Below are 14,489 nucleotides of genomic sequence, written 5' to 3' on the forward strand. Positions count from 1 at the left end.
TTCGCCCACCGGGAGCATGAACGACGCAGGTCAGCCCGACCACCGTGCCGCTCGGTCCTGCCGGAGTCGGAGTGAGCCGACCCAGCTGACCTGCGCCCACGACTCGGCGAATCGGCCGCGAAAACAATCCGGGCACCCGTTCCACCGATGGCGGGGCGGGTGCCCGATGTTCAGCCCGGCGCTGGGTGAGCACCCAGCGCCGGCGTCGGCCGAGCGCCGTGGCTCGGCCCGCGTGAGCTCAGCGCAGCGCGCGAGCCAGGTTGGCGTCCAGCGCGCCGAGGAACTCCTCGGTGCTCAGGTAGCCCTGGTCACCGCCGACGAGCAGCGCGAGGTCCTTGGTCATCTGGCCGCCTTCGACGGTCTTGATGACGACGTCCTCCAGGGTCTGCGCGAAGCCGATCACCTCGGGGGTGTTGTCCAGCTTGCCGCGGTGCTCGAGCCCGCGGGTCCAGGCGAAGATGGACGCGATCGGGTTGGTCGAGGTCGGCTTGCCCTGCTGGTGCTGGCGGTAGTGCCGGGTGACGGTGCCGTGCGCGGCCTCGGCCTCGCAGGTGCGGCCGTCCGGGGTCAGCAGCACCGAGGTCATCAGGCCCAGCGAGCCGAAGCCCTGCGCCACCGTGTCGGACTGCACGTCGCCGTCGTAGTTCTTGCACGCCCAGACGTAGCCGCCCTCCCACTTCATCGATGAGGCGACCATGTCGTCGATCAGCCGGTGCTCGTAGGTCAAGCCGGCGGCGTCGAACTGGCTCTTGAACTCGGCGTCGAAGATGTCTTGGAAGGTGTCTTTGAACATGCCGTCGTAGGCCTTGAGGATGGTGTTCTTCGTCGACATGTACACCGGGTAGTTCTGCTGCAGGCCGTAGTTGAACGACGCCCGCGCGAAGTCCTCGATGGACTTGCGGAAGTTGTACATGCCCATGACGACGCCGCCCTCGTCCGGCATCTTCACGACCTCGTGCACGATCGGCTCGCTGCCGTCGTCCGGGGTGAAGGTCACGGTGACGGTGCCGCCCTGGAACACCTTGAAGTCGGTGGCGCGGTACTGGTCGCCGAAGGCGTGACGGCCGATGATGATCGGCTTGGTCCAGCCAGGCACCAGGCGCGGAATGTTCGAGATGATGATCGGGGCGCGGAAGATGGTGCCACCCAGGATGTTGCGGATGGTGCCGTTGGGCGAGCGCCACATCTTCTTCAGGCCGAATTCCTTGACCCGCGCCTCGTCCGGGGTGATGGTGGCGCATTTCACACCGACGCCGTGCTTCTTGATGGCTTCGGCGGCGTCGACGGTCACCTGATCGTCGGTCTTGTCGCGGTATTCGATGCCGAGGTCGTAGTACTCGAGGTTCACGTCGAGATAGGGGTGGATCAGCTTGTCCTTGATGAACTGCCAGATGATCCGGGTCATCTCGTCGCCGTCGAGTTCTACGACGGTGCCTTCAACCTTGATCTTGGACATGGATCTTCGTGTCCTCCTAGGATGGTGCCCTCATTGCACGGCCAGGCGAACACGCTTGTGAGCGGACCCCAGCTGTTCCAACAGACAACGTATATGTCCCGCGTTGTCGGCGGGACATGTGGTGCAAACAAGACAAGCGTACTGCTGCCGAAGTCCTCACCGCACGGGCAGCCCCCGGAGTGAGCTGGACCACCTTTGTTACCGATTGGTAGGCAATGCCTTCCAGCGCCTCGGCGGGCACCCGTACCACCGCCGTCGTCGCCATGATCCGCCTTCCGTCGCGGCTCGGCAACCGTCCAGCACACAACCGGCCCGCGCGACGCCGTCACGTCGCGCGGGCCTCGTTCCAGCGGATCAGACCGCGACCGGAAGCCGCGTTCCCTCCTCCGAACCTTCGATCAGGTTCTCCGGCCGGTCCCGGATCATCAGCGCGATGATCGGGACGGCCGCGAGGAAGAACCCGGCGCCGACGTAGAAGGCCACGTCGTAGCTGTGGATCGCGGCCCGCGCGGCCAGGTTGTCGATGCCGGGGTTGTCGTGCGCGAAGGTCTTGGCGACCTGCACCGAGATGGTGGTCAACAGCGCCGTCCCGACCGCGCCGCCCACCTGCTGCGCCGCGTTCAGCAACGCGGAGGCGACGCCGGAGTCCTCTTCCTCCACCTGGTGCAGCGCTACCGTCTGCATGCCGACGAACAGCGGACCCATGCCGAGCGCGATGAGCACCTGAGCGGGCAGCACACCGGCGAGGAAGCTGTCGCCGTAGCTCAGCTGCGCCAGCAGCAGCAGGCCGATGACGCCGAGCACGGCCCCGGCCAGCATCAGCGGACGCGGGCCGAGTTTCGGCAGCAGGGCGCTGGTGACACCCGCCGAGATCGCGATGCCCGCGGGGAAGGGCAGGAACGCGAAGCCCGCCTTCAGCGCGGAGTAACCCAGCGTGATCTGGAAGTAGAAGCTCAGGAACAGGAACATCGCGAACATCGCGATCGGGATGAGCAGCGCGGCCAGGAACGCGCCGCCCCGGTTGATCTCCCCCGGGATGTGCAGCGGCAGCAGCGGGTTCGCCGAGCGCCGTTCGATCGCGACGAAGGCGACGAGCAGCGCCAGCCCGGCGACCAGCAGCGCGAGAGTGCTACCCGCCAGCCAGCCGTCGTCAGCGGCGCGGCTGAAGCCGTACACGATGGCGATCAGTCCGAGCGTCACGGTGACGGCACCGGGCACGTCGTATCCCCCGCTGCGCGGCGCAGGCACGTCCTTCGCCACCCAGGCCAGCGCACCGACCAGCGCGATCAGCGCGATCGGCGTGTTGACCAGCAGGCACCACCGCCAGGAGGCGTATTCGGTGAGCGCGCCACCCGCGATCAGGCCCAGGGCCGCGCCGCCCGCGGAGATGCCCGCGAACACACCGAACGCGGTGGCCCGCTCGCCGGGCTCGGTGAACGTCACCGACAGCAGCGAAAGCGCGGCGGGAGCAAGCAGTGCGGCGAACGCGCCCTGCAGCGCGCGTCCGGCGAACAGTTCCGCGCCGGTCTGCGCGAGACCGGCCAGTGCCGAAGCGCTCGCGAAGCCGATCAGGCCGACGATGAAGATCCGGCGCCGGCCGAGGTAGTCGGCCAGCCTGCCGCCGAGCAGCAGCAGGCCGCCGAAGATCAGCGTGTAGGCGGTGAGCATCCATTGCCGGTTGCCGTCGCTGATGTCGAGATCACGCTGCGCGAACGGCAGCGAGATGGTCACGATGGTGGCGTCCAGCACCACCATGAGCTGGGCCAATGCGATCACCGCCAGCGCGAGCCACCGCGCTGAACCGCTCGCCTTCCGCGGCGCGTGCACCGCTGTCGCCGTCTCCGTCACGGTCTTCTCCTCGTCCCTCGATGTCTCGAGCCATCCTGTCATCAAGCGACATTTGGCGTCAAGCGAAAAATGTCGTGATACGACATTTGACTGTTAAGGACAGGAAAACGGCAGGTTGCGTTAGCATGGGGGCATGCTCGAGTCATCGGCGCCGACGGGCGCGGGCGCAGCGGCCGACCGCGCCGCCGGCGGCCCGGCGACCCGTGGCCTGCGCGAACGCAAGAAGGAACAGACCAGGCTGCGCATCATCGCCGCGGCCCTCGACCTGTGCGACACCCATGGCTTCGACGCGACCACGATCGAGCAGATCGCCAACGCGGCGGACGTCTCGCCGCGCACGATCAACCGCTATTTCGACAGCAAAGAAGACATCGTCCTCGGCCCGGTCCAGGATTTCGGTCGCACCATCGCCGAGACGCTGCGCGAGCTGCCCCGCACGGGCAACGAACTCGCGGCGCTGCGCGCGGCCTTCCTGCACGTGGTCGATGAAGCCGCCGCGGCGGGCGAGGCGGACCCGCTGTCGTTCCGGCAGTTCCAGAAGATGCAGCGGATCCTGCGCAGCAGCCCATCGGTCGCCGCGCGCAACATGGAACACGCCGACGCCAAGAACACCGCGATCGCCGCGGTGGTCGCCGAGCGCCTCGGCACCACACCCGACGCGCGGCCCGTGCGGCTCATCGTCGGCACCTGGCAACTGATCGGCCACGTCGGCATGGAGTGCTCCGACGATGTGTTCCTCGACGACGACCTGGCGACCGCGGCCAGAGCGGGGCGTGCCGCGTTCACCGAGGCCTACGACGAGTTCGTGCGCACCTGCTGCGGGACGCCGACCGCCGTCGACCAGTGAGTTCGATGGAGGATTTCGGGCGCTGACCGCCTGCCGGTTATGATGCCGGACAGGTCATGAGTACCAGCGCCAAGCCCCGGCTCGCTGGTCGGCAACCCTCCAGCCGCGGTGGGGTGCTCCGGGTGATGACCTGGCTCCCGAGAGCCGGGAGCAAGCGCGTAACAGGAGGTCGCCGGCATGTGTTGTTGTTCGTCACCCACACACCGCTAACCCCTGCTGTACCGGCGAACACCTGCTTGGGAGCAAACCATGAGTGAATTCACCGCGCCCGGGGCCGAGCGAGGCCGGGCGCAGTCGGGCCCGCACAGCCACGGTGCCGAGTTCGGGATGCGTTCGCTCCCGGCGCAGGACGACCCGGCCGACCTGCCCGCCGGTTTCGCGGCGGCGACATGACCGTGAACACCGAATCGAGCTCGCGGACCGCAGGCGTCGTCCTGCCGCCCCCGGATGGACAGCTCGGCACCATCGCCATCGGGGACGTGCGACTGGAGAACGGCGCGGTCATCCCGGACGTCCACCTCGCGGTGCAGCGCTGGGGTGAACTCTCCCCCGGACTGGACAACATCGTGCTGGTCGAACACGCGCTCACCGGCGACTCGCACGTCGTCGGCAAGGCCGACGACGTGCACCCGCTGCCGGGATGGTGGGACGGCATGGTCGGGCCCGGCGCGCCGCTGGACACCGACGAATGGTGTGTGATCGCGACGAACGTGCTCGGCGGCTGCAAGGGCAGCACCGGGCCGTCCAGTACCGCTCCGGACGGAAAGCCATGGGGCTCGCGGTTTCCCGAGATCTCGATCCGCGATCAGGTGACCGCGGAGGCCGCGCTGCTGGACGTGCTCGGCGTCGAGCGGCTCGCCGCCGTGGTCGGCGGGTCGATGGGCGGTATGCGAGTGCTGGAGTGGATGGTCGGCGCACCGGAGCGGGTCGCCGCGGCGCTGGTGCTCGCGGTCGGGGCGCGCGCCACCGCCGATCAGATCGGCACCCAGACCACCCAGATCGCGGCGATCAAGGCCGATCCGGACTGGCAGGGCGGCGACTATCACGGCACCGGACGCGCTCCGACGACGGGAATGGCCCTGGCCCGGCGGATCGCGCACCTGACCTACCGCACCGAGTTCGAGCTGGATCACAGGTTCGAGAACAAGCCGCAGGACGGCGAGGACCCGTGGCACGGCGGCCGCTACGCGGTGCAGAGCTACCTGGACCATCAGGCCGAGAAGCTGTGCAAGCGTTTCGATCCCGCCACCTACGTCCTGCTGACCGAGGCGATGAACCGCCACGACGTCGGCCGGGGCCGGGGCGGAGTCGAGGCGGCGCTCGCGGCGACGCCGGTGCCCTGCGTGGTCGGCGGCGTCGACTCCGACCGGCTGTATCCGCTGCGGACCCAGCAGGAACTCGCCGATCTGCTGCCCGGTTGCGACGGGTTGGAGATCGTGCACTCGCGCGACGGGCACGACGGATTCCTCACCGAGGCCGCGGCGGTGTCGAAACTGCTGACCGAGACCATGCGACTGGCCCGCGCCGGTATGCGACCCGGACGCTGAGAAGCCCTGTCCGGGCTACCTCACCGCGCAGCGCCAAGTAATTCCGTCCGGTCTCGAGTTGCGCCACGTCTGCGCCGCTCGCAGGCCCTCAGCCGACGCCGAGAGTATTGATCGTGGCCGCGAGGAAAAGAATGCTCGAGCCGAGCAGCGTCAGCGCGCCGACGTCGAACGGCTTACCGCGCACCGCCAGCAGCCCCACCCGCGCGGTCGGCAGGCACAGCCGGAACGCCGCCGCCAGCAGCGTCGCGCCCCCGAAGAAGAACGCCCCGCGCCGCCACCGATCGGACGCCACGAACACCACCGCCACCACGATGACCAGCGTCACGACCACCATGGGCAGATGGGAGCGCAAGAACTCCGCCCACAAACCGCGGGCCCCCGCCCGGTGCTCCGAAATAGGCGTGTCGGCATCGGTCACCCCCCGATTCTTGCAGACTCCCAGCGATCGGTGCTTCAGAGGCCTCCCGGCCGACCGCATACCCAGCGGTCCTGGCAGTGCCTGCAACATGCAGGTTAGGGGCTAAAACCGTCCGCCGTTCCCTATCCCGGCGAGGACCGTGGCTGATAGAACTCCCGGGAATCGTCCGGGAGGGCAGGGGCCTCCCGGCTCCTCATGAAAGGTCGACGATGGTCCAACAGCCGCCGCCTCAGCCGTACGGGCAGAATCCGCCTCCCTACCCGTACCCACCCCAACCGCCGAAGAAACGTCGGGTCTGGCCGTGGATTCTGATCGGGGCGCTAATCCTGCTGTGCGGTGGCTGCTTCGGCATCGTCAGCATCGCGGGGAACGACACTAAGGATTCTGCGTCCAGCACCGGCAATCAAGCCGCGGCGCCAGGAGGACCGGCAGGTCGGGCGAATTCCGATGCAGCGCCCCTCGGTACGGAAGTTCGCGACGGGAAGTTCGGCTTCGTCGTCACCGGCGTCGAGGCGGGCCTGCCGTCGGTCGGGACGAATCCGTATCTGAAGAAGGATGCTCAGGGCAAATTCGTATTGGTTCGCGTGACGGTCTCCAACACCGGAAACAAGCCGCAAACCTACTTCGGCCAGAACCAGAAGTTGATCGACGTCCAGGGACGACAGTTCACGAACGATACGACCGCCGAACTCAGCGTGAACGACAGCGGCGTCATCGGGGCCGAGATCAATCCCGGCAACAAATTGAACGTCGTCTTGGTGTTCGACGTACCACCGGATGCGGAACCTGCCCAGATCGAGTTCCACGACTCTGCGTTCTCCGGAGGGACGAAGGCGTCGCTGCGGTGACGCTTGCCGGGAAGAACTCCTTTCCGGTCGAGTAGTGACGAGTGGCACACGGCTGCGGCGAATCGCCAGAGATCCCTCGGCGGTGTGCCACTCGTTTCGGCGATCCTTCGGTTCCAAAAGCGTTGTAGCTCAGGTTTATCGGTTACGGAGGGACGTGGGTGTGTGCGGGAGCTGGCATCATCTCGAGCATGATCCTGCGACGACTCCGCCTTCTCGCGCTCGCCGCGATTCCGGTGGCGCTCGGTTCCGGCGCCACCGCTGCCGCGACACCTCCGCTGTCGCCTCCGGTGCTCGAGGAGGTCTTCTCCGTGCCCGGAACCGTGTCGGCGAAATTCCACAACCCCAACGCCGAGGGTGTGTGCTGGGTGTACAACGACGACACCGGGGAGATCTTCGGCGGCAACCACCCCACGTCGTTCGCCATCGCCGACGGCAAGATGGTCCAGACGTCGCTGGGCAACGGTTCCCTGCCCGCAGGGCGGATGCGCGTGCGTGGCGCATGCGCCTGGGAACGCCCCACCGACGATCCCCGTGGGGGCGATACGTCGGTGACCGAGATCGTCACCGTCGACGTGATCGGCAAGCCGAGTACGGGCAGCTTCGGCTGAGTCCTGGACGGCCGCACGCCCGATCGTCCGGATCCGGTTCTCCGACGGCCCACGAGCCGGGGATCACCGTTCGCGGTCGCTCTCGATCACCTGGTTGACTGACACCCGTGTTCCATCTGATGTTCCACGAGCCGTGCATTCCGCCGAATACCGGCAACGCGATCCGGTTGGTCGCGGGGACCGGGTGTCATCTGCATCTGATCGAGCCGTTGGGGTTCGATCTGTCGGAGCCGAAGTTGCGCAGGGCCGGGTTGGATTACCACGATCTGGCGTCGGTGACGGTGCATCCGGATCTCGCGGCGGCGTGGGAGGCGCTGCGCCCGGAGCGGGTTTTCGCGTTCACCACCCAGGGCACCACACGGTTCACCGACGTGGCCTACCGGGAGAACGACGTGCTGCTGTTCGGCACCGAGCCCACCGGACTGCCCGCGGAAGTGCTGGCCGACCCACGCATCACCGACCGGCTGCGCATCCCGATGCTGCCCGGCCGCCGCTCCATGAACCTCTCCAACGCCGCCGCGGTGACCGTCTACGAAGCATGGCGCCAGCTCGGTTTCCCCGGCGGCATTTGATCGGCGTCAGGACTCGTCGATCTCGAATCGTTTGAAGCGGGAAGTCGCGCCCGCGGTCAACCGGACGGCGGACTTGGGGACGCCGTAGTGGTCGGCCAGCAACTCGATGGCCGCCTTGTTGGCTTTGCCCTCGACGGCGGGAGCCCGCACGTACAGTTGCAGGCTGCCATCGTCGAGGGTCTCCACCAGCGGGCCCTTACGGCTGTTCGGCTTGATCGTCGCCCTGACCACCGTCGGCACGCTTGCCTCCTGCGCTGGTTTCCGCGCCGTCGGAGGCGCCGCTCACCGGTTCCGTGGGAGCCGGTGCCGATTCTCCCCCACCCGGCGCGGGCCCGCGCCGCCGCACCAAGCGCACGACGCCCCACAGCACGGCGAGCGCCCCGGCCAGGAATCCTAGCCACGGAATCGCCTTGCCGCTGAACACGATCGCGTCCTGCAACCAGTCCACCAGGGAGTTCCAGCCGGAGACGACGCCATCCCAGAAGCTGTCGGGATCGTCGCCGGACTTCCTGGGATCGGTGCTGACGTCGATGGTCAGCGTGGACAGGGCGACCTGGTCGTCGAGCCTGCGCTTCTGCGCGGTGAGGCTGTCCAGTTCCCCTTGGCGGCTCGACAGCGCCTGCTCGGCGGCGATCAGGTCGGAGGTGGTGGTGGCGCCCGCGATGAGCCCGCGCAGCCGGTCGACCGAAGCTTGCAGCGCCTTGATCCGCGCGTCCAGGTCCTCCCAGTGCATGGTGACGTCGTCGCGGTTGGTGCTGACCCGGGTGATCCGTCCGACTCCGCCGAGGCCCGCGATGAACGCGTCGGTCTTGTCCGCGGGCAGCCGGACGACGAGCGTGGCGCTCGGCTCGGTGTCGTCGGTGCCGGGCTGCTCGGTGCGGCTGTCGACTCGGCCGCCCGCGGCGCGCACCTGGTCGATGATCGTGCCCGCCGCGGCGACCGGCGCGTCCGCGGTGATCTCGACGCTGCCGGTGACCACCTCCTTGCGGGTGGACGTCGGTTCGGCGCCGGAATCGTTGTCCCGCTTCGGCGGCGCCTGCTCGTGCAGCCCCGGCGGCACCAGTGCGGGGGCGGCGGGCCCCGGCCCGGTGAGCACCGATGATGTCCGATCCAGGGCGCGCGTCGCGTCGTCGTCACCGCAGCCGGTGAGCAAGATCAACCCGAGCACGCCGGCGCACAGCACAGCAAGCTGCTTCCTCATGCTTGGCACAGTAGCCGTTGACACCGCCGGAAAAGCCGCGCATAACGGTTCTCTAGAGCGCTTCTAACACTTCCTTAAAGCAACGGGCTCAACGGAAGTCGCGCGATTTGGACGCCATCCGCAGATCCATGCGCTGCAGATGTTCGGCCACCACGCTGACCACGCCCTCGGCATTCTGCACCCGGCCCCGGATGAGCAGGGCGGCGGCGCCTTGGGCGAGGCGCCGGTAACGCCGCCACAGCCCCAGCGAACAGACGATGTTCACCATGCCGGTCTCGTCTTCCAGATTGAGGAAGGTGACGCCCTCCGCAGTCGCGGGACGCTGCCGGTGCGTCACCGCGCCGCCCACCAGGACCCGCGAGCCGTCGGGCACGGTGAGCAGGCCGGAGGCGGGGATGACGCCGAGGGCGTCCAGGTGCGGGCGCAGGAACTGCGTCGGATAGCTGCCCGGCGAGACGCCAGTGGCCCAGACGTCGGCGGCGGCGGTCTCCAGATCGCTCATCCCGGGCAGCATGGGCGCGGTGGTGGCCGCGCCGGTGCCGGGCAACCGGTCGGGGCGCTCGCCCGCGGCCGCGCCCGCCGCCCAGAGCGCCGCGCGGCGGGTGCTGCCGAGGCTGCCGAGCGCGCCCGCCGTGGCGAGCGATTCCGCTTGCGCGACAGCGAGTTCCACTCTGCCGGTCAGGTCGAGGAAGGAGGTGTAGGGCCGATCGCCCCGCGCGGCCACGATGCGTTCGGCGAGGTCGTCACCGATCTGGCGGATCGCGGCGAGACCGAGGCGCACCTCGGTGCCCTTCGCCTCGAGGGTGGCCTCGGCGCGACTGGCGTTGATATCGGGACCGTGCACCGCGACCCCGTGCCTGCGCGCGTCGGCGACCAGCGATTGCGGCGAGTAGAAGCCCATCGGCTGGGCGCGCAGCAGGCCCGCGCAGAAGGCCGCGGGATGGTGCAGTTTGAACCAGGCCGAGTAGTACACGATCGAGGCGAAGCTCTGCGAATGACTCTCGGGGAAGCCGAAATTCGCGAAAGCGTAGAGCTTCTCGTAGATGCGGTCGGCGACCTCGCCCGTGATGCCGTGCCGCTCGCGCATGCCCTGATAGAGCCGCGCCTTGAGGCGCTCCATGCGCTCCGGCGACCGCTTGGAGCCCATGGCGCGGCGCAGCTGATCGGCCTCGACGGCGGTGAATCCGGCGACGTCGACAGCCATCTGCATGAGTTGTTCCTGGAACAGCGGAACGCCGAGCGTGCGTTCCAGCGAATTCTTCAGTGCCGGATGGTCGTAGACGACGTCCTCGGCTCCGTTGCGCCTGCGGATGTAGGGGTGCACCGACCCGCCCTGGATCGGGCCGGGACGGATCAGCGCCACCTCGACCACCAGGTCGTAGAAGCTACGCGGGCGCAGCCGGGGCAGGGTGGCCATCTGCGCGCGCGACTCCACCTGGAAGACGCCGACCGAGTCCGCGCGCGAAAGCATCTCGTAGACCTCGGGTTCGGCCAGATCGAGCGCGTGCAGCTCGACGGTCTCGCCTTTGTGCTCGCGCACCAGGTCGATCATGTAGTGCAGGGCGGAGAGCATGCCGAGGCCGAGCATGTCGAACTTCACCAGGTCGATGGCCGCGCAATCGTCCTTGTCCCATTGCAGGACGCTGCGGCCCGGCATGCGCGCCCATTCCACCGGGCAGACGTCGGCGATCGGCCGGTCGCAGATCACCATGCCGCCGGAGTGGATGCCCAGATGCCGCGGCAAACCCTCGATATCGGCGGCCAGTTCCAGCACCTCGGCGGGGATGTCGGTGTTCGTCTCGGCGCCCACACCGGTCCAGCGGCTCACCTGCTTGCTCCACGCGTCCTGCTGGCCGGGCGAGAACCCCAGCGCCCGTGCGGCGTCGCGCACCGTGGACTTGCCGCGATAGGTGATCACATTCGCCACCTGCGCGGCGTACTCGCGGCCGTACTTGCGGTAGACGTGCTGGATCGCCTCTTCCCTGCGGTCGGACTCGATGTCGATATCGATGTCCGGCGGACCGTCGCGCTCCGGGGAGAGGAAACGCTCGAACAGCAACCGGTTGCGCACCGGATCGACATTGGTGATGCCGATCGCGTAGCAGACCGCGGAGTTGGCCGCCGAACCGCGGCCCTGGCAGAGGATGTCGTTGGCCTTGCAGAAGCTGACGATGTCGTGCACCACCAGGAAGTATCCGGGGAATTCCAGGTCGTTGATCACCGCGAGCTCGTGCTCGATCTGCCGGTACGCCTCGGGGTTCTGCTCGGGCGTCCCGTAGCGCGCGGCGGCGCCGGCCATGGCGAGTTCGCGCAGCCAGGACTGCTCGTCGTGTCCGGAGGGCACGTCGAAGGGCGGCAGGTTCGGGGCGATCAACTGCAGGTCGAAGGCGCATTCGCGGGCCAGGGCCGCCGCGTTCGCCACCGCCTGCGGGCAGTCGGCGAACAATCGCGCCATCTCCGCCCCCGACCGCAGGTGCGCGCCACCCGCCGGGGCCAGCCAGCCCGCCATCTCGTCCAGGCTCTGCCTGGCCCGGATCGCCGCGAGCGCCATGGCCCTGCGGCGCCGGCTCGGTGCGGCGAAGTGCGCTCCGGTGGTGGCGAGCACGGGCAGGCCGACGCGATCGGCCAAGGCGATGAGACGCGCGTTGCGTTCGTCGTCCTCGGGGATGCCGTGATGGGTGAGTTCCACGCTCACCCGGTCGGCGCCGAAGCGGTCGGCGAGCTCCCGCAGGGCCGCTTCCGCACGTTCGAGCCGGGTGCTGCCCGCGCGCAAGTCGAGGTCGAGCGCCTGGCGCAGGTGACCCTTCCGGCATCCGGTGAGGATGTGCCAATGCCCATCGGCCGCCGCGGTGAGCGTGTCCAGGTCGTAGCGCAGGATGCCTTTCTCGCCCGCGGCCATGTGCGCGGCGGCGATCTCGCGGGAGAGCCTGCGGTAACCCTCCTGCCCGCGGGCCAGCACCAGCAGGTGCGGCCCGGCCGGGTCCGGCGCGCCGGTGCGCGGCGCCGAGTCGGGAGCTGCGGCGTGCCCACGCGTGGGCACCTGCGGTTCGAGTGCCGTGCCGAGCGACAGTTCGGCCCCGAAGACGGTGGGCATGCCCCATTCCTTGGCGGCCTCGGCGAAGCGGACGGTGCCGTAGAAGCCGTCGTGGTCGGTGAGCGCGATCGCGGTCAGGCCGAGCCGCACCGCCTCCTCCACCAGTTCCTCCGGCTGACTGGCACCGTCCAGGAAGCTGTAGGCCGAGTGCGCGTGCAACTCCGCGTACGGAACCCGCGGTTCATCGTTGCGGCGCACCGGCTCGGGACGGTACTCGCCGCGCTTACGCGACCATGCCGGACTGTCGCCGCCGTCGCCCGGATACGCCGCCTCCTGGCTCGCCCGTCCGGACAGCACCCGCTCCATCTCCGCCCAGCTCGGCGGTCCGTTGCCCCAGCCCACGACTCACCTCCTCGCCTCGAACATACATTCGAATACAGGAGATGTACAGGCAGGTCAGGACGCACGAAGACGTTCGACGGAACCGGCGGCCAGAGCCGCCTCGACACCCCACAGGCGCGTTCGGATGAGCGCGCCGTAGGCATCGGAGGCGAGGACGTCGAGATGGCCGCGCGCGATGGCCAACTGCATCCTGGCCACTTCGAACTCCCCGACCCGGCGATGACTGTCGGCCAGGTTCAGATACAGCGACGGCAAGAAGCCGCGCAGTCCTTCGTCCAGCGGCACGCCGGGCCCGAAGACCGCGGCCAGCGCGCGCTGATCCCAGCGCAGCGCCTCGGCGGGCTCCTCCTGGAGATCGGCGAGATGGTGTGCGACCACGCAGCGCTGCAACGCTCCGCCGCGTTCGCCGAGTTCGTCCCAGAGCTTTTCCAACGCCCGTCGCCCCGCCGCGGGGTCGACGCCACCGAGCCGCACCGCGGCAAACACCTCCGCCATCCGATCGTCCGACATGCGCTGAAGTATCGCACATATGTTCGAACGTTTCGAGGGTTGTTCGAAGCGTTTCGCGCATTGGCAAATCCGCAGGCCGCGTGCGATTCCCGAGCGGACGGGCAGGCCGCGGCGACGACCGGAACCGGCCCACGGGGACGTGACGAAGGCCACTTGGCAGCGAACTTACTTCGGAGTAAGTTCATGGGCACCCGACCTGCAAAGGAGCAGCAGCGATGACCGACGCCTCCGCTGAGCCCGTCCGCCGCCGGCGCCACAACCGCGACCTCACCGGACGGCACGTCCTCATCACCGGGGCGTCCTCCGGAATCGGCCGCGCGGCGGCGCTGGCGGTCGCGGGCAAGGGCGCCACCGTGTTCCTGCTCGCGCGCAGGGGCGAGGAACTCGCCGGCGTCGTCGACGAGATCAGAGCCGCGGGTGGGTCGGCCTACGGATATTCCTGCGACGTCACCGATTCCGACTCCGTCGATCAGGTCCTCGAGACCGTCCTGAACGAACACGGCCACGTGGACATGCTGGTGAACAACGCGGGCCGCTCCATCCGCCGCGCCATCCATCGCTCCACCGACCGGCTGCACGACTTCGAACGCACCATGGCCGTGAACTACTTCGGCGCGTTGCGACTGACCCTCGGCCTGCTGCCGCAGATGCGGGAACGCAAGTTCGGGCACATCGTCAACATCAGCAGCGCCGGCGTGCAGGTCGCCACACCCCGGTTCGCGGCGTACCTGGCCAGCAAGGCGGCGCTGGACAAGTTCACCGAGGTGGCGGCCGTCGAGACCATGGCGGACGGCGTCACGTTCACCACCATCCACATGCCGCTGGTGCGCACGCCGATGATCGCCCCGAGCGGCGACCAGGGCCCCGCCGAGTCACCCGAATGGGCGGCGGCCACCATCGTGCGCGCCCTGACCGAACGCCCCAAGCGCATCGACGTGCCGCTGGGCACCCTCGCCGAATACGGCGCGCTGCTCACCCCGAAGATCCGCGACCGGGTCCTGCACCGCTACTACCGCGCCCTGCCCGACTCCCCCGCGGCCAAAGGCGAGCCGACGGCATCCCACGAACCGGCCGAACCCGTCGCCGCTCTCCCCGAGCCCCGGCCCCGATCCACCACGCGCCGCGTCACGGGCACGGCCTTACGGCGCGCCGCCCGCTGGGTCCCCGGCACCCATTGGTGAAATCCGGCGCCCTAACG

Annotated in this window: 14 protein-coding genes and 1 riboswitch; of the genes, 7 read left to right on the forward strand and 7 right to left on the reverse strand. The window is 68.8% G+C overall.

Features of this window, described 5'->3' with window-relative positions:
- Positions 1-238 precede the first annotated feature (238 nt).
- Both U3653_RS16360 and U3653_RS16365 read right to left on the reverse strand, forming a co-directional pair.
- A complete protein-coding gene (locus tag U3653_RS16360) occupies positions 239-1,456 on the reverse strand; it encodes an NADP-dependent isocitrate dehydrogenase (RefSeq protein WP_039795772.1) in 1,218 nt (405 codons plus the stop codon).
- 354 nt (positions 1,457-1,810) lie between these two features.
- Positions 1,811-3,346 carry an MFS transporter gene (locus U3653_RS16365; RefSeq protein WP_195080483.1) on the reverse strand — a complete coding sequence of 512 codons (1,536 nt, stop codon included), beginning with the start codon at positions 3,344-3,346 and terminating at the stop codon, positions 1,811-1,813.
- 91 nt (positions 3,347-3,437) lie between these two features.
- Here U3653_RS16365 and U3653_RS16370 point away from each other — a divergent pair, with 91 nt between their 5' ends.
- The 3 genes from U3653_RS16370 (at position 3,438) to metX (ending at position 5,698) form a co-directional block, all read left to right on the forward strand.
- Entirely contained in the window at positions 3,438-4,151 is a 714-nt protein-coding gene (locus U3653_RS16370; RefSeq protein ID WP_195080482.1) for a TetR family transcriptional regulator, read from the forward strand.
- Between the two features lie 52 nt (positions 4,152-4,203).
- Positions 4,204-4,314: riboswitch (SAM riboswitch) on the forward strand.
- 86 nt (positions 4,315-4,400) lie between these two features.
- Entirely contained in the window at positions 4,401-4,544 is a 144-nt protein-coding gene (locus U3653_RS16375; RefSeq protein ID WP_195080481.1) for a hypothetical protein, read from the forward strand.
- Positions 4,541-5,698, forward strand: coding sequence for a homoserine O-acetyltransferase MetX (metX, locus tag U3653_RS16380; RefSeq protein WP_195080480.1), 1,158 nt, complete (start codon positions 4,541-4,543; stop codon positions 5,696-5,698). Before U3653_RS16375 ends, metX begins: the two co-directional genes overlap by 4 nt.
- Before the next feature lie 88 nt (positions 5,699-5,786).
- Here the strand turns inward: metX and U3653_RS16385 are convergent, their stop codons facing one another.
- A complete protein-coding gene (locus U3653_RS16385; RefSeq protein WP_195045274.1) occupies positions 5,787-6,032 on the reverse strand; it encodes a DUF3017 domain-containing protein in 246 nt (81 codons plus the stop codon).
- 293 nt (positions 6,033-6,325) lie between these two features.
- Here U3653_RS16385 and U3653_RS16390 point away from each other — a divergent pair, with 293 nt between their 5' ends.
- From U3653_RS16390 to U3653_RS16400, 3 genes are all read left to right on the forward strand, one after another.
- Positions 6,326-6,964, forward strand: coding sequence for a DUF4352 domain-containing protein (locus U3653_RS16390; RefSeq protein WP_195080478.1), 639 nt, complete (start codon positions 6,326-6,328; stop codon positions 6,962-6,964).
- Between the two features lie 188 nt (positions 6,965-7,152).
- Positions 7,153-7,572 carry a hypothetical protein gene (locus U3653_RS16395; protein ID WP_195080477.1) on the forward strand — a complete coding sequence of 140 codons (420 nt, stop codon included), beginning with the start codon at positions 7,153-7,155 and terminating at the stop codon, positions 7,570-7,572.
- A gap of 107 nt (positions 7,573-7,679) precedes the next feature.
- Positions 7,680-8,144: a tRNA (cytidine(34)-2'-O)-methyltransferase gene (locus tag U3653_RS16400; protein ID WP_195080476.1), complete on the forward strand. Its 465-nt coding sequence runs from the start codon at positions 7,680-7,682 to the stop codon at positions 8,142-8,144.
- 6 nt (positions 8,145-8,150) lie between these two features.
- Here U3653_RS16400 and U3653_RS16405 read toward each other — a convergent pair whose 3' ends face one another.
- From U3653_RS16405 to U3653_RS16420, 4 genes are all read right to left on the reverse strand, one after another.
- Complete coding sequence (locus U3653_RS16405) at positions 8,151-8,384, reverse strand: DUF167 domain-containing protein (protein WP_195080475.1); 234 nt, start codon at positions 8,382-8,384, stop codon at positions 8,151-8,153.
- On the reverse strand, positions 8,341-9,345 hold the full coding sequence (locus tag U3653_RS16410) for a DUF4349 domain-containing protein (RefSeq protein ID WP_323124650.1): 1,005 nt from the start codon (positions 9,343-9,345) through the stop codon (positions 8,341-8,343). The genes U3653_RS16405 and U3653_RS16410 overlap by 44 nt, the downstream gene beginning before the upstream one ends.
- Positions 9,346-9,433: 88 nt before the next feature.
- On the reverse strand, positions 9,434-12,781 hold the full coding sequence (locus U3653_RS16415; RefSeq protein ID WP_195080474.1) for an error-prone DNA polymerase: 3,348 nt from the start codon (positions 12,779-12,781) through the stop codon (positions 9,434-9,436).
- A 54-nt stretch (positions 12,782-12,835) separates the two neighbouring features.
- Positions 12,836-13,291 carry a hypothetical protein gene (locus tag U3653_RS16420; protein WP_195080473.1) on the reverse strand — a complete coding sequence of 152 codons (456 nt, stop codon included), beginning with the start codon at positions 13,289-13,291 and terminating at the stop codon, positions 12,836-12,838.
- A gap of 215 nt (positions 13,292-13,506) precedes the next feature.
- Here U3653_RS16420 and U3653_RS16425 point away from each other — a divergent pair, with 215 nt between their 5' ends.
- Positions 13,507-14,472, forward strand: a complete 966-nt coding sequence (locus U3653_RS16425; protein WP_195080472.1) for an SDR family NAD(P)-dependent oxidoreductase — start codon at positions 13,507-13,509, stop codon at positions 14,470-14,472.
- The last annotated feature ends 17 nt before the right edge of the window (positions 14,473-14,489 follow it).

The sequence above is a fragment of the Nocardia implantans genome (genome assembly GCF_035544775.1).
GTDB lineage: Bacteria > Actinomycetota > Actinomycetes > Mycobacteriales > Mycobacteriaceae > Nocardia > Nocardia implantans.

Coding starts and splice junctions, on each gene's coding strand:
- U3653_RS16425 (WP_195080472.1), top strand. CDS start 13,507: ATGACCGACGCCTCCGCTGAGCCCGTCCGCCGCCGGCGCCACAACCGC.
- U3653_RS16365 (WP_195080483.1), bottom strand. CDS start 3,346: ATGACAGGATGGCTCGAGACATCGAGGGACGAGGAGAAGACCGTGACG.
- U3653_RS16385 (WP_195045274.1), bottom strand. CDS start 6,032: ATGGTGGTCGTGACGCTGGTCATCGTGGTGGCGGTGGTGTTCGTGGCG.
- U3653_RS16390 (WP_195080478.1), top strand. CDS start 6,326: ATGGTCCAACAGCCGCCGCCTCAGCCGTACGGGCAGAATCCGCCTCCC.
- U3653_RS16375 (WP_195080481.1), top strand. CDS start 4,401: ATGAGTGAATTCACCGCGCCCGGGGCCGAGCGAGGCCGGGCGCAGTCG.
- U3653_RS16420 (WP_195080473.1), bottom strand. CDS start 13,291: ATGTCGGACGATCGGATGGCGGAGGTGTTTGCCGCGGTGCGGCTCGGT.
- U3653_RS16395 (WP_195080477.1), top strand. CDS start 7,153: ATGATCCTGCGACGACTCCGCCTTCTCGCGCTCGCCGCGATTCCGGTG.
- U3653_RS16370 (WP_195080482.1), top strand. CDS start 3,438: ATGCTCGAGTCATCGGCGCCGACGGGCGCGGGCGCAGCGGCCGACCGC.
- U3653_RS16360 (WP_039795772.1), bottom strand. CDS start 1,456: ATGTCCAAGATCAAGGTTGAAGGCACCGTCGTAGAACTCGACGGCGAC.
- metX (WP_195080480.1), top strand. CDS start 4,541: ATGACCGTGAACACCGAATCGAGCTCGCGGACCGCAGGCGTCGTCCTG.
- U3653_RS16410 (WP_323124650.1), bottom strand. CDS start 9,345: ATGAGGAAGCAGCTTGCTGTGCTGTGCGCCGGCGTGCTCGGGTTGATC.